The sequence below is a fragment of the Asticcacaulis sp. MM231 genome (genome assembly GCF_964186625.1).
GTDB lineage: Bacteria > Pseudomonadota > Alphaproteobacteria > Caulobacterales > Caulobacteraceae > Asticcacaulis.
Map to the genome: position 1 here is coordinate 236,025 of NZ_OZ075108.1, position 13,604 is coordinate 249,628.

The window sequence follows — 13,604 nt, forward strand, 5'->3', positions numbered from 1 at the left end:
GGGGAATTAAAGCCCCTTGAGTTGCTTGATGTTAGCCGCGTAAGCCGAAGGCCCGCCCTTGAAGACCGCGGTTCCGGCGACCATGGCCGTGGCGCCGGCCTCGACGCAGAGGTGCGCATTGGCCGCATTGACGCCGCCATCGACCTGCAGAATAGCGTGGTGCCCGACGGCATCGAGCTTCTTGCGGATGACCTCGATCTTCTTCAACTGGCCATCGATAAAGCTCTGGCCACCGAAGCCCGGATTGACGCTCATCACCAGCACCAGATCGATATCGTCCATGATCCAGTCAAGGATCTCGACAGGCGTGGCCGGATTGAGCACGACGCCGGCCTTGGCGCCCAACTGGCGGATATATTTCAACGAGCGGTGCAGGTGAGGGCCGGCTTCCGGATGCAGGCTGATATAGTCAGCACCGGCATTGCGGAAGGCCTCAAGGAAACTGTCGACCGGCGAGATCATCAGATGGCAATCGAACGGCAGGTTCGAGTGCGGCCGCAGGGCCTTCACCACGTCCGGCCCGATGGTGATATTGGGCACGAAATGGCCGTCCATGACATCGATATGGACCCAGTCGGCGCCCGCTTCGGTGATGGCGCGGACCTCTTCGCCAAGCTTGGAAAAGTCGGAGGCCAGGATGGACGGGCAAATCAGGGGCGTGGTCATGATCGGGGTACTCGCGGATTTTGAGCCAAAAAGCGCTCTTCAGTGCTTAAAGCGCTTGTGTGGAGGTGGTCAACTCTTATTGGCCGGGTTGGCGGCTGAGGCGGGCGATAAAGAAACCGTCCTGACCACCGGGGCGCTGGTGCGGTAACAGGCGCAGCCAGCCTTCTTCACGTACCGAGTCCGCCGGAATACCGAGTTCAGCAGCACTTTCCGGCGAAACCGTGTTCAGCACGAAATCTTTATTGCGGCGCAGGAAGGCCAGGACCTGGGTCTCGCCCTCTTCGCGCTCCAGCGAACAGGTGCAATAGACCAGATCGCCGCCGGTCTTGACGCGCTTCGCCGCCGAATCGAGCAGGCGATGCTGCACATCGGCCAGCTTGGCGATATCGGCCGGCTTGGTGCCCCACAGCACATCGGGCTGGCGGCGCAGGGTGCCGGTGGCCGAACACGGCGCATCGAGCAGCACGATGTCAAACTTGCGATTGTCCTCAAAGCTTTCGGCGTCGGCCATCTGGATTTCGGCGGAAAGCTTCGTGCGTTCCAGATTTTCCTCGACGCGCTTGAGGCGGTTCTTCGAGCGATCGAGCGCCACCACGGACGCGCCGCGGCTCAGCATCTGCATGGTCTTGCCACCGGGTGCGGCGCACAGGTCGATGGCCGTCTTGCCCTTGATCTCACCGAGAATATTGACGGCGGCCACGGCGGCGGCATCCTGCACCCACCAGACTCCATCGTCATAGCCGGACCATTCGCGGACATCGCCACGCAGGGCGCTGCGCAGGGTGAGGCCGCCGAGATCGGTGCCTTCCAGCGCGTCCTTGTGGGCGGTCATATCCTCTGAGGTCTTGAAGCTCAGATCGGTGGCGGGTTCCTCGGTCAGCATGTAGGCGATGCCGTTGGCGTTGTCCTCGCCGTAAGCCGCCTTCCAGCGGGCATAGAGCCAGTCGGGTGCGAGGCGTGAGGCGATCACCGGCGGCAGGCCGCCTTCGCGGATAACGCCGCGCAGGATGGCGTTGATCAGGCCCTTGAACGGGCGGGTGTTGGAGGCGCGTTCGGCCAGCTTGACCGTGGTTGAGACGGCGGCAAAATCGGGCACGTTCATAAAGCCGATCTGCACCAGACCGACGCGCAGGAGATCGCAGACGGCGGCGGACGGCAGCTTCTTGGTCTTCTTCTCGATGATGTGATCGAGCTGGCCTAAGCGGCGCAGCACCAGCAGGGCCATGGCGCGAGCAAAGGCGCGTTCGCCTTCGCTCAAAGAGAGGAATTCGGCGCGCGTCACGGCTTCGTCGAAACCGGAGCGCTTGGTCAAGGCGGCATCGATCAGGCTCATGGCGGCAATGCGGGCGTTCATGCCGATATCGCCGTCGTCGTCGGTATTCACGGTCGGTTCGGGATGCTGGATCGGCGCTTGCTTGGCGGCGATCTTGGCGGCCATGCCTTTCGACGGCGGACGCTTGACGAGCTTGCGCTGGAAGGTGGGTTTGCCAGCGGGAGGTCTGTTCGGGGCCATAAGGGGCGCGCTTTCTAAGATGCTTGGGAAGGTTGCGTCCTATATGGCTCCGGAGGGGTGTGCGTCAACCTTTGAAAGGTTAAGGGGTATCCACAGATTACACAGATTGCACAGATTAAGGGCCAGATGTTTCAAAGACAGGGATTACAAATTCAGAGAAGTCTTCAGACATATAGCCTAAGCCGTGCTTGAGGTTAAATGAGACAGCATGTTAAAAGGCGCACGGAAACGTTGAGCCTTATAAGGGAAAGCAATGATTGGTTGTACGGAATCGCGTCAAGCGCTTTCAGGTTGGGCTCAGTTTTTCGGGGCGATGTTGGCCTTGATTGTCACCTATCTGACAGCGTTCGTTCCCCTATGGCATCGAAAAAGGCAGTTAAAAGGCGCTGCGACGCGCCTCTTGGCGAATGGATACGAGGTGGTTGAAAGCTATCATCGGACCTCGGCGCATTTTCTACCCTTTCCCCTTTCAATTCGCGGGGCGTCATTAACAATGACAAGTGTGGCTGATGAAATCGACAGGTTTCCAATTTTCGAGCTAGAGCGGGATGACATTACTTGACTCCATAGCCCGAGTTTTGGAGATATCTGCGGCATTCTTCGGGCTCAAAAGCGTCGAGTAGCGATCCTATTCTGCGCCATGTTGTCTCTACCGATCTCTCCGCGGCTTTCCTGAGCAGGTGTTTGAGTTTCGAGAATACCTGCTCAATAGGGTTGAGGTCTGGACTGTACGGTGGCAGGAAGAAGAGCTTTGCTCCAGCACGTCGGATAGCTTTTCGGATAGCTGGACTTTTATGGCTACCGAGGTTGTCCATGATTACAATGTCACCCTGGTTAAGTGTCGGTACCAGGAATTCCTCGACATAAAGGTTGAACGTCGCTCCGTTGATTGGTCCGTCCAAAACACACGGCGCGTCGATTCTATCGCTCCGAAGGGCTGCCAGAAACGTCATCGTTTTCCAGTGTCCAAAGGGTGCCTTCCCACACAGTCTCTGTCCGCGAGGGCACCATCCGCGCAAAGCCGCCATATTGGTTTTAGCCCAGGTTTCATCGATGAAAACGAGGTGTCCCAGGTCGAGCCTGCCTTGATATTTGCGCCACTGCTCTCGACGACGCGCAACATCGGGCCGGTCCTGTTCGCTCGCCATTATCGTTTTTTTTTGAAGCTCAGCCCTTCTGAGTGAACGAACCGCCAAACTGATCGATAGTCCACACGAACATTGCGCTCACCCAATTCGCGGACCAAACCGCGTAACGTGAACGGAGTTTGGGTACGTTCCAAGAGCCAATCTCGATTAGATCCTGAGAGGACTTCTGGGTTTATAACCGCCCATTCGCTTGGGGGCAGGACTGCCGGTCTCCTTGGTTCGCGTCACCCACTTGATTGCGGTGCTCACCGCGACGCCGAACCGTCCTGACCATCGGACGATCTCCGATTTTCGCAAACGTCACTTGAGCGCGTTGTCCGGCCTATTCCTGCAGGTGTTGACGCTGTGCCGTAAGGCTGGTCTTGTTGCCTTAAACCATGTGTCTGTGGACGGTACGAAGATGAAGGCCAATGCGTCAAAAAATAAGGCTATGAGCTACGGTCGGATGAAGACCGCCGAGGTTGACCTGGAAGCTGAGGTTGCGCGTTGGCTTAAGTCCGCAGAAGCTGCAGATGCCGCTGAAGATGCAGAGTTTGGTGACAAGCGTGGCGATGAAACGCCAGACTGGATGACTTCGAAGGAAAAGAGGCTGGCGAAAATCAAGGAGGCACGAGCCGCCCTTGAGGCCGAGGCCAAAGCAAAGTCTGAGAACAAAAAGGCTGAAGCGGCAAAGTCCGGAAAAGACCCGGAAGATCCAGACGGCCCACCAGCATCATCCGGGAAGAAGCGTGGACCTAAGCCGAAAACGCCCGAAGGTATGCCATCCGATAAGACACAACGGAACTTCACTGACCCTGATAGCAAAATCATGCTGGGACGTGATGGATTTATCCAAGGCTATAATGCCCAGGTGGCCGTGGACGCCAGGGCTCAGATCATATTGGCGCATGACTTAAACAACTGCGCCGCCGACTGCACCCAGTTGGTGCCTATGGTTGACGCCATTATTGCCAATACTGGCAAGGCTCCAGACGAATTATCGGCTGATGCAGGCTATTGCTCCGAAGCCAATATAGCGGCCATGGAAAATCGGAAAATAGACGCCTTTATTGCAACCGGACGTCAAAAGCATAACAGCCCGGCTGCGGATGGCGGCCGGGCCAAAACGCCCAAAACGGAAGAGATGCGCAAACGATTGCGCGAAGGCGGCTATGAAAGTCCATACCGTTTACGAAAGCAGACGGTAGAACCTGTGTTTGGCCAGATCAAACACGCCAGAGGCTTCCGTCAGTTTCTAATGCGAGGCATAGAAAACGTATCCGCCGAATGGGCAATGATCTGTACCGTTCACAACATCCTGAAGCTCGCCAAGGCAACCTAAAGACAAAACACCTTCTGAACAGACTGGCAGCAACGAAAAAATGGCCGGGCCCGATATTGCCGAACCAAATCAAAAAATACCTAACCCCAAAACTGGTTACTCGGACGGGCTCCTAGAGGATCAAGGCTCACGTTCCGTGGCACGTTATCTCGTTTCAACGAGCACTACTCTCAAGACTTCTAAAGCTTTTTCTAGCCCATCCTATTCACGGTAGCTTCGTTCTCCCTTTCCTTTGAGATGAGTTTTTCACGGCCGCAATTGTGGGCTTCGTGTTTTTCGCCACGCGCTGAGGGGTTTGTTTTTCTCCGATGGGGTTAATGAGGATGTCGGTGGCTTTGGGGGCATAGCCCCATCCTTTATGAAGGCGCCGGTTTGAGGCCCGCCATGATTTGGCGGAAGAGTGCGGCCTCAGGGCAAGCGGCGGCGAAGGCGATCTTGACGCGGTGGGCGGTCTCTTTAATCCGGGCGCCGATCTTCAGTAAGCGCAGCCGGAGGGTCCTGAACTCGGCTTTTGCCAGCGCGTGGGTCTTGGGTATCTGATCTCTGACGGCCAGCATCAACCAATAGGCCGCCGTGTGCAGTATCAGCCGCATCTGATTGGCCAGAGGACAGCGACAGGAGGTGCGGTCACTTTTGAGCTGTGCTTTGTGCAGTTTGATGAGGTTTTCCGCGTTGGCTCTGGCGCAGTAAAGCTTTGCGTACAAGGTTTCCGGGTCGGGATCAGTCAGGGATGTCACGACGAAGCGATTATCGAGACCGAGTGGGGTCGCCTCTATCCGGGCGATGACGCGTCGCTCGCATCCCCATGAGGCAGCGCCATGGCTGACTTCGGTATAGCCGCGTACAGCCGCCGCGTCCTCTTCGGCGCGCACAACACGGATGTGGTCGGCAAACGCCTCGACCTTGGCATGCAAGGGCCTGGAGCCGGCCAGCCCGAAGATATAGTCGACGCCCTTTCGTTCGGCCCAGGCCATGACCTCGGGTCTGGCGTAGTGGCTGTCACCGCGCAGGGTGATGTGGGTGTTGGGCCAGTGCTTGTGGATACGACGCACGATCTTGCGAACCCAACCTCGCACCTCCTTGCCTGAAGGGGTTTTACCCGGTCGTAGGATGACTACGACTGGCCGCCCCGTGGCGACGTCGTAGACGTGGATGGGTTTAAAACAGTACTCCCCTTCATGGGCATTGAAGAACGACAGCTGCTGCCGACCATGGACGACGTCGACCGTGTCATCGATATCGAGGGTGATCGCAGCCGGGATCGCAGATCCAAAGCTATGGCAATACTGATCGATTAGGGCATAGGTCAGTCTGACGAGGCTGCGAAGATCCGGAGCATTCTCAAGGCGCGACAGCGTCGGTTGCGAGCACAGGTCCTTGCCTGCCTCGGGCAGTCGACCGCACGCCAGTTTGAACGCGGGATCCGTGCGCAAAGAGGCCAGATCGTTGCCGTCCTCATAGCCACAGGCGATGGCGAAGATGCGGGCCTTCAGGATGGAGGCAAGGGAATGGGTGACCGAAAATGGATTGCGACGGTCCGGTATCAGCCGCCAGAGCCGGTCGATGATCCCGATGTGGCGTTCTGCGGCCGACAGCAGCATGACGCCACCATCAGAACTGATACGCCCGCCATCGAACGCGGCGGTGATTTTCTTGCGCGAAACGCTTGGCAAATCAAACGGAAGATCGGTATTCTGGTCCATGGCAGGTGTGGCCTTGGCTGTTAGGGATTTAGGTCAGGTGTGGTAACCAGAATCTATTCCAAAACAACGCCTTAAGCTACACCTGCTGCAACATTTTGCCGAGACCGTGAATAAGCCAGGCTAGATCAAATGGCTTCAGAACTGGAAGAGCGACAGGCAACTGTAGAAGATCAGGATTTGATCCGTAATTTCGTAGGCGAACGATTAAATCTCATCCATGCGATGTTGACAGGCGCTGAACTAAAACGCCCAGATTGGCCAGTGACATCTTAATTTCTCAACTTTGAGACGTGGGAGGCAGATCTTTCTGCTGGCTTATTAAGGAGTAACTAACTCATAGAAAAGAGTTCTTATCTAAGGCCACTCAGACTTTCACCCGTTATCAACAATCTAATCTGTGTAATCTGTGTAATCTGTGGATCACCTTACCTTACTGACTTATCGAACCGTCGGCACGCTCGTCTGGCCGTAAGACGTACTCCGGCGCTTCATATCCATGCCCAGGGCAATCAGCGCGTTGACGCGGTTGTCCGTCGCCGGGTGGGTCGAGAACAGATTGTCCATGCCGCGACCGCTCAAGGGGTTGATGATGAACATATGGGCCGAGGCCGGGTTGCGTTCGGCGCCGTGATTGACCGTGCCGCGCGCATGGGATTCGATTTTCTTCAACGCCCGCGCCAAAGCTTCCGGGTCTCCGGAAATTTCGCCACCCATGCGATCGGCGGCATATTCACGGGTGCGCGAGATCGCCATCTGCACCACCATGGCGGCGAAGGGCGCCAGCACCGCCATCAGGATCACGACGATGATGTTGTTATGGCCATCCTCGTCATCGCGCGAACTACCGAAGAACATGGCGAAATTGGCCAGTGACGAGATGGCGCCGGCGAGCGTAGCCGTGATCGTCATGGTCAGGGTGTCGCGGTTTTTGACGTGCGCCAGTTCGTGCGCCATGACGCCGCGGATCTCGTCGCGCTCCAGCATCTGCAACAGGCCGGTGGTGGCGGCGACGGCGGCGTGCTCCGGATCACGGCCGGTGGCAAAGGCGTTCGGCTGGTCGCTCTGCATGATATAGACGGCCGGCATGGGCAGGCCAGCGCGACGGCTCAGGTCCGCCACGTCATCGTAATAGGCGCGCAGCAGGCCATTGGTGGTGTGGGGATCGACGGCTTGCGCGCCATACATGCGCAGCACGGCCTTATCGGAATTCCAGTAGGCGAACAGGTTCATCGCCACGGCGAGCGCAAGCGCGATCAGCATGCCGGTGGGGCCGCCGAGCATCAGGCCGATCACGCCAAACAGCGCGGTCAGCGCGGCCAGCAGAAGATAGGTCTTGAACGGGTTCATTTTACGTGTGGCTCCTTGAGAATAAGCGAATTGAGGCCTAGATATGGAAATCAGCGCCCTTACCCGCAAGACGGTTACGAAAATGTCATCTGAAATTCCAACGCCACCGGTCGAGAAACTGAACGATCTCAGCGCGCTCGAAACGAAGAAGGTGCTGACCCCCGCTGCCAAGCGCGCCCTGGCCGAGGCCGCCGAGCGTCGCGCGCAGGAAGAGGCCGAGATCGCCCGCGCCATCGAGGAGGGCGGCCCTAATGGCCCTGAGCCCACGCGCTATGGCGATTGGGAACGCAAGGGCATCGCCGTCGATTTCTGATCACGGAGGCTTGTGGTCAGCGCGCCAGAGACGCCTTGGCCCGCGCCAGATTGCGCTTGTTGGGCGCTTGCGACGGTTTGTCGAGCACGGTCAGCAACTGCTTTTTCAGCGTCTGTTTCAGACCGCCGCTAAGCTGGGACTTGCGGTAGTGGTCAGCGACATAGAAGGCATCGACCGCGCGCTCGCCGTAACAATCAATGTGGGCGGAGGCGATATCGATATGCGCCCTGGCCATGACCTCGACGAGATCGGCCAGCAAACCGGGACGGTCACGCCCCGACACCTCGACGATGGTGACATTGGCGTTGCTGTCCTCATCAAAGGACACGGTGGGCGCGATGGCGAAGGCGGCGGTGCGCGATGGCATGGCCGATTTCCACGTCAGGGCCTCGGGCAACTGACCGCGCGCGGCAGCCTGCAAGGCGGTTTCGGCGTGTTTCTGGCGTGGTGCGTCATCGTGGGCGAACGGCATGCCGGTCGAATCCTGCACATAGAAGACGTCGAGCGCCTTGCCGTCCGATGAGGTGAAGACCTGCGCGCCGACGACGTTGCCGCCGAGATTGGCGAAGGCGCGCGACAGATCGGCGAACAGGCCTGTGCGGTCTTCGGCCGAGACTGAGAAGGCCGTGGCGTGGCGCACGGTGTCGATACGCGCCCGCACCGCCGGCGCCGCATCGGTGGCGCTCCGGACAAGGGCGGCGTGATCGTTGATCTCTTCCGGTGAGAAGGAAAACAGATAGGACTCGTCCATGGTTTTCAGCCAGGCGGCCATGTCGGCATTGTTTTCGCTGAGGGCGATACGGCGTTCATCGGCGCGCTCGGCCAGATCCTGACGGACGCACGCCACGGTGTCGCCGCCGCGTCCGCCCCGGAAGGCCAACTCGGTGGCCGAGACGAGATCGCGCATCAGCTGGCCCTTCCAGGCGTTCCACACGCCCGGCCCGACCGCGCGGATATCAGCCACGGTCAGCACCAGCAGCAGGCGCAGGCGTTCCGGTGTCTCGACGATATGGGCGAATGAGGCCACGGTTTGCGGATCGGAGACATCGCGCTTTTGCGCATAGTCCGATAGCACAAGGTGGTGACGCACGAGCCAGGCGACCTGATCGGTCTTCCACTGTTCGAGCCCCAGCCGTTCGCAGGCCTTGCGCGCCGCGATCTCGCCGCCGATTTCCTGCCCCAGTTCATTGCCCTTGCCGGTGTCGTGCAGCAGCATGGCGAGGTAGAGGCTTTCCTTGTCGGTGATCTGCGGCATGATCACGCTGGATAGCGGATGCTCGTCCTTGAAGCGGCCGGTATCGATGCCGTGGATGATATCGACCGCGCGCAGGGTGTGCTCATCCACCGTATAGGCGTGATACATGTTGAACTGGGTTTGCGCGACGATGCGGCCAAATTCGGGGATATAGCGCCCGAGTAGACCGGTTTCCGACATCAGCGACAGGGTGCGGTAGGGGTTCTTGCCGCGCACCAGAAGATCGAGGAACAGCTTGGCGGCTTCCGGGTTACGGCGCAGGGTCGGCGTCACCAGATCGAGATTGCGCGCCACGGCGGTGAAGGCGTCGGGGTGCAGGTCGAGATCAAGACGATCGGCCATCTTGAACAGCATGAACATCGCCACCGGCGACTTCTGGAAGATGTCGGCGCTGTTGACGCTGAGGCGGCCATTGGTGACCACGAAGCCCGGATGATCGCCCTTGGTCAGGTTCATGATGCCGGACTGGATCAGGTTTGACAGGCGGGTCAGGGGCTTGGCCTGCTGGGTTTCCAGCTTGGTGCAGAAGGTGCGGGTGAGCGCGCCCACCTCCTTGGCCGTCACGAAATAGCGGCGCATGAAGCGCTCGACATTGGGCTCGCCCTCGCGGTCGATAAAGCCCATCCGGCGGGCGATTTCGGGCTGGAGATCAAACGACAGGCGCTCTTCGCCACGACCGGCGGCGGTGTGCATCAGGATGCGTACCTTCCACAGGAAATCAAAGGCGCGCATGAAGATGCCGCGTTCCTTGTCGGTCAGGATGGCGTTGAGGACGGTCGAATCCTTGCCGGCGCCACCGGCGAGATATTGGGCGATCCAGTAGAGGGTGTGCAGGTCGCGCAAGCCCCCCTTGCCTTCCTTGATATTGGGTTCGACCACGAAGCGCGTGGTGCCGGCCTTGATGTGGCGGGCGTCGCGTTCTTCCAGCTTGGCGGCGACGAAGTCGAAGGCATGCGATTTCAGGCCGTCATGGGTCAGTCGCTCGTCGAGATCCTTCGCCAGGTCCCTGTCGCCGGCGATCAGGCGATGCTCCAGCACCGCCGTCATGATGGTATGGTCGCCCTTGGCGTATTTGATGGTTTCCTCGACCGTGCGCGATGAGTGGCCAACCTTCAGGCCGAGATCCCAAAGCGTGTAGAGGATGAATTCGATGACCGATTCCGAGTGCGAGGTCTCTTTCCAGGCGCGCAGAAAGAGAAGGTCGAGATCGGAATAGGGCGCCAGTTCGCCACGGCCGTAGCCGCCGACGGCCAGCAGGCTGAGGCGTTCGCCTTCGGTGGGGTTGCGGGCGCGATAGACGTGGGTAAGCGTAAAGTCCCACAGGGCCGAGATAACCTCGTCGGTACATTTCGCCAGCGCCTTGGCGGTGGCGTAGCCGCCCTTGTTCTCGCTCATGCGGTCGAGCACGGTGGCGCGGCTAAGGTCGAGGGCTTCCTTGAGGATGGTCACGGCGCGGCGGCGCAGGTCGAGCGTATCGCCGCTTGAGTTCTCATAGGCCTCCGTCAGCGCCGCCCGCAATTGCGCGCCGTCGATGCGATAGGCAGGAGCCAGGGGATGCGTGACGGTTAGCATGGGAGGCGATTCACTCATAAAGGCGGAAGGCCTTACTCTTTAAGCAATTTGTGTAAATTATAGATAACTTCCAAGGCTTCTTTAGGGCTTAAATCGTCTGGATTTATAACCTTGAGCGTGGTTTCCAGCTTTGAGAGCGTTTTTGTTGCCGGTTCCGGCGGCCGCGTGGCGGAAAACAGTGGCAGGTCATCGAGCCGGACTTGCGTCTGGTTGTCTTCTTCGAGGCGGGTCAGGATATCGCGGGCGCGGCCCACCACGGCGGTCGGCATACCGGCCAGACGGGCCACCTGCACGCCATAGGAACGATCCGCTGAGCCCTTCTTGGCCTCGTGCAGGAAGATCAGTTCACCATTGTGCTCACGCGCGGTCAGGCTGAGATTGTTGACGAATTTCAACCGGCCTTCCAGCTTCGACAGTTCGTGATAGTGGGTGGCGAACAGCGTGCGTGCGTGGATGACATCGTGCAGGTTTTCAGCGCAGGCCCAGGCGATGGCGAGGCCATCATAGGTGGCGGTGCCGCGGCCGATTTCATCCAGAATGATGAAGGAGCGCTCGGAAGCCTGCGTCAGGATGGCGGCGGTTTCAACCATTTCCATCATGAAGGTCGAGCGGCCTTGCGCCAGATCATCACCGGCGCCGACGCGCGAGAACAGGCGGTCAACCACGCCCAGGTGCATGGATTTTGCCGGTACGAACATGCCGGCCTGCGCCATGATGATCAGCAGGGCGTTTTGGCGCAGGTAGGTCGATTTACCGGCCATGTTGGGGCCGGTGACCAGCGACAGCCGGGCCGATTCCGCGCCGGAAGCATCGAGATCAACGTCATTGGGCGTAAACGGCTTGCCTTGTGCTTTCAGGGCCGCGGCCACGACCGGGTGGCGGCCGCGGCAGATTTCCAGCCGGGTTGAATCATCGATGACGGGACGCGCGGCGCCCCAGTCTTCGGCCAGCACCGCATTGGCGACCGAGACATCAAGCGCGCAGATGGCGTCGTGACCGGCCTGAATTTCGGCGGCGGCGAGGCGCACCTCGTCCCGAAGTTGCTCGAACAGCTCCATTTCCAGCGCCAGACCCTGCTGGGCAGCACGCTGGATGCGGCCGTCGAGTTCGATCAGTTCGGTGGTGACGAAGCGGACCTGATTGGCCAGGCTCTGGCGGTGGATGAACTGCTTTTGGCTGTCCTGCGCCTGGAGCTGTTCGGCCAGTTTCTGACTAAGCTCGATGAAATAGCCCAGCACATTGTTGAACTTGATGCGGATGGCGATGCCGGTTTCGGCGGCGAGGCGTTGCTCCAGCGCCAGAATAACCTGACGGCTGTCGTCACGCAGCGAGCGCGCTTCGTCAAGATCGGTGTTGAAGCCGGGACGGATAAAGCCACCATCGCTCAGTTTCAGCGGCGGTTCCTCGACCAGCGCTTGTTCCAGCTTGCCGCGCAACTGGCGCAGGGGCAGGGAGGGCACGAGCGCCGCGATGATGTCGTCAATCTCTTGCGGCGCGGTGACGAGGTTGCCGGCCAGATCGACGGGGGTCTCGTAACGCGCATCGTTCAGAGCGTTGGCGAGGCTTTCACCGATGTGCAGGGCTTGCGCGATGATGCACAGGTCACGGGCGCCGCCACGATTGAGCGACAACCGCGACAAGGCGCGTGCCTGATCGCTTAAAGACCGCATGGCATGGCGCAGGGCATCACGCAGATCGCGGCGCGGCAACAGCCATTCGACCGTATCGAGGCGGGCCTTGATAGCAGCCGGTTGATAGAGCGGGCGTGACAGACGGCTGAGCAGCAGGCGCGAACCGCCGGAGGTTACGGTCTGGTCGATGGCGGCGATCAGGCTGCCCTCGCGCTTGCCCTGTTGCGTGCGGTCGATTTCGAGCGAATTGCGGGTGGCGGCATCGATGCTGAGATAGTTTTGCGAAATGACGCGCGACGGGGGTTTTAGCACCGGAATCTTGCCGGCCTGGGTCAGGTCGATATAGGCCGCCAGCAGGCCGAGCGCCGAAATCTCGGCGGGGCTAAACGTGCCGAAACCATCGAGGGTCGAGACGCCGTAAAGCTTGAGCAGGCGTGCTTCGCCGCTGGCCGGATCGGTCAGGGATGAGGGCTGAGGCTGAATCACACCGCCATACATTTTCAGCAGCGGATAGATCGCCTCGTCCTGCACCAGACGATCGGCCACGAGACTTTCCGAAGGGCGAAGCGCCGAGAGCTGCGCGCCCAGTTGCGCCGGCTCAACCTCCAGCACCTCGACATCACCGGTCGAAAGTTCGACCGCCGCCAGGGCCAGCACGCCGCCGCGCGACGACAGCGCCACCAGCCGGTTGGCGCCACGCTCCTCCAGCAGGGTATCCTCGGTCAGGGTGCCGGGGGTGACGACGCGGGTGATGCCGCGTTTGACGATGGCTTTCGAGCCGCGTTTCTTGGCCTCGGCCGGGTCTTCGAGCTGATCGCACACCGCGACGCGATGGCCCAGCCGGATCAGCTTGGCGATATAGGCGTCGGCGGCATGGGCGGGCACGCCGGCCAGCGGGATATCCTTGCCCTGGAACTGACCGCGCTTGGTCAAGGCCAGCGACAGGGCCTGCGAGGCGATGACGGCGTCCTCGAAGAAGATCTCGTAGAAATCCCCCATGCGCATCAAGAGGATGGCGTCAGGATACTGCGCCTTGATCTGGATATATTGCGCCATGACGGGCGTAGCGCCCTCGACATTGGGGCTTGCGTCTTGCGGGGTAAGGGCTGGGGTAGCGTTCATGGAGGGGAAGTTA

Annotated in this window: 8 protein-coding genes and 2 pseudogenes; 3 read left to right on the forward strand and 7 right to left on the reverse strand. The window is 59.8% G+C overall.

What is annotated here, in order from left to right:
• Positions 1 to 6: 6 nt before the first annotated feature.
• From rpe to ABQ278_RS01145, 3 genes and pseudogenes are all read right to left on the reverse strand, one after another.
• The gene (rpe, locus tag ABQ278_RS01135; RefSeq protein ID WP_349320823.1) at positions 7 to 666 is read right to left on the reverse strand and encodes a ribulose-phosphate 3-epimerase; all 660 of its coding nucleotides are present in this window, start codon (positions 664 to 666) and stop codon (positions 7 to 9) included.
• Between the two features lie 76 nt (positions 667 to 742).
• Positions 743 to 2,179, reverse strand: a complete 1,437-nt coding sequence (locus ABQ278_RS01140; protein WP_349320824.1) for a transcription antitermination factor NusB — start codon at positions 2,177 to 2,179, stop codon at positions 743 to 745.
• 554 nt (positions 2,180 to 2,733) lie between these two features.
• Positions 2,734 to 3,591 (reverse strand): annotated as a pseudogene (locus tag ABQ278_RS01145) (IS630 family transposase); the annotation flags it as partial.
• On the opposite strand from ABQ278_RS01145, the pseudogene ABQ278_RS01150 reads away from it, so the two are divergent.
• Positions 3,587 to 4,648: pseudogene (locus ABQ278_RS01150) on the forward strand (transposase); the annotation flags it as partial. The pseudogenes ABQ278_RS01145 and ABQ278_RS01150 overlap by 5 nt on opposite strands.
• A gap of 356 nt (positions 4,649 to 5,004) precedes the next feature.
• Here ABQ278_RS01150 and ABQ278_RS01155 read toward each other — a convergent pair.
• The gene (locus ABQ278_RS01155) at positions 5,005 to 6,351 is read right to left on the reverse strand and encodes an IS1380 family transposase (RefSeq protein WP_349320122.1); all 1,347 of its coding nucleotides are present in this window, start codon (positions 6,349 to 6,351) and stop codon (positions 5,005 to 5,007) included.
• A 129-nt stretch (positions 6,352 to 6,480) separates the two neighbouring features.
• Here ABQ278_RS01155 and ABQ278_RS01160 point away from each other — a divergent pair, with 129 nt between their 5' ends.
• Positions 6,481 to 6,624, forward strand: a complete 144-nt coding sequence (locus ABQ278_RS01160; RefSeq protein ID WP_349320825.1) for a hypothetical protein — start codon at positions 6,481 to 6,483, stop codon at positions 6,622 to 6,624.
• 165 nt (positions 6,625 to 6,789) lie between these two features.
• Here the strand turns inward: ABQ278_RS01160 and htpX are convergent, their stop codons facing one another.
• Positions 6,790 to 7,698 (reverse strand): zinc metalloprotease HtpX, encoded by a 909-nt coding sequence (gene htpX, locus ABQ278_RS01165; RefSeq protein ID WP_349320826.1) that lies wholly within the window; start codon positions 7,696 to 7,698, stop codon positions 6,790 to 6,792.
• Positions 7,699 to 7,780: 82 nt separating this feature from the next.
• Between htpX and ABQ278_RS01170 the strand changes: the two genes are divergently transcribed.
• Positions 7,781 to 8,011 (forward strand): succinate dehydrogenase assembly factor 4, encoded by a 231-nt coding sequence (locus ABQ278_RS01170; RefSeq protein ID WP_349322191.1) that lies wholly within the window; start codon positions 7,781 to 7,783, stop codon positions 8,009 to 8,011.
• Positions 8,012 to 8,027: 16 nt separating this feature from the next.
• Here the strand turns inward: ABQ278_RS01170 and ABQ278_RS01175 are convergent, their stop codons facing one another.
• Both ABQ278_RS01175 and mutS read right to left on the reverse strand, forming a co-directional pair.
• A complete protein-coding gene (locus ABQ278_RS01175; protein ID WP_349320827.1) occupies positions 8,028 to 10,856 on the reverse strand; it encodes a [protein-PII] uridylyltransferase in 2,829 nt (942 codons plus the stop codon).
• 14 nt (positions 10,857 to 10,870) lie between these two features.
• Positions 10,871 to 13,591, reverse strand: coding sequence for a DNA mismatch repair protein MutS (gene mutS, locus ABQ278_RS01180; protein ID WP_349320828.1), 2,721 nt, complete (start codon positions 13,589 to 13,591; stop codon positions 10,871 to 10,873).
• Positions 13,592 to 13,604 lie beyond the last annotated feature (13 nt).

Coding starts and splice junctions, on each gene's coding strand:
- ABQ278_RS01155 (WP_349320122.1), bottom strand. CDS start 6,351: ATGGACCAGAATACCGATCTTCCGTTTGATTTGCCAAGCGTTTCGCGC.
- mutS (WP_349320828.1), bottom strand. CDS start 13,591: ATGAACGCTACCCCAGCCCTTACCCCGCAAGACGCAAGCCCCAATGTC.
- ABQ278_RS01170 (WP_349322191.1), top strand. CDS start 7,781: ATGTCATCTGAAATTCCAACGCCACCGGTCGAGAAACTGAACGATCTC.
- htpX (WP_349320826.1), bottom strand. CDS start 7,698: ATGAACCCGTTCAAGACCTATCTTCTGCTGGCCGCGCTGACCGCGCTG.
- ABQ278_RS01175 (WP_349320827.1), bottom strand. CDS start 10,856: ATGAGTGAATCGCCTCCCATGCTAACCGTCACGCATCCCCTGGCTCCT.
- rpe (WP_349320823.1), bottom strand. CDS start 666: ATGACCACGCCCCTGATTTGCCCGTCCATCCTGGCCTCCGACTTTTCC.
- ABQ278_RS01160 (WP_349320825.1), top strand. CDS start 6,481: ATGGCTTCAGAACTGGAAGAGCGACAGGCAACTGTAGAAGATCAGGAT.
- ABQ278_RS01140 (WP_349320824.1), bottom strand. CDS start 2,179: ATGGCCCCGAACAGACCTCCCGCTGGCAAACCCACCTTCCAGCGCAAG.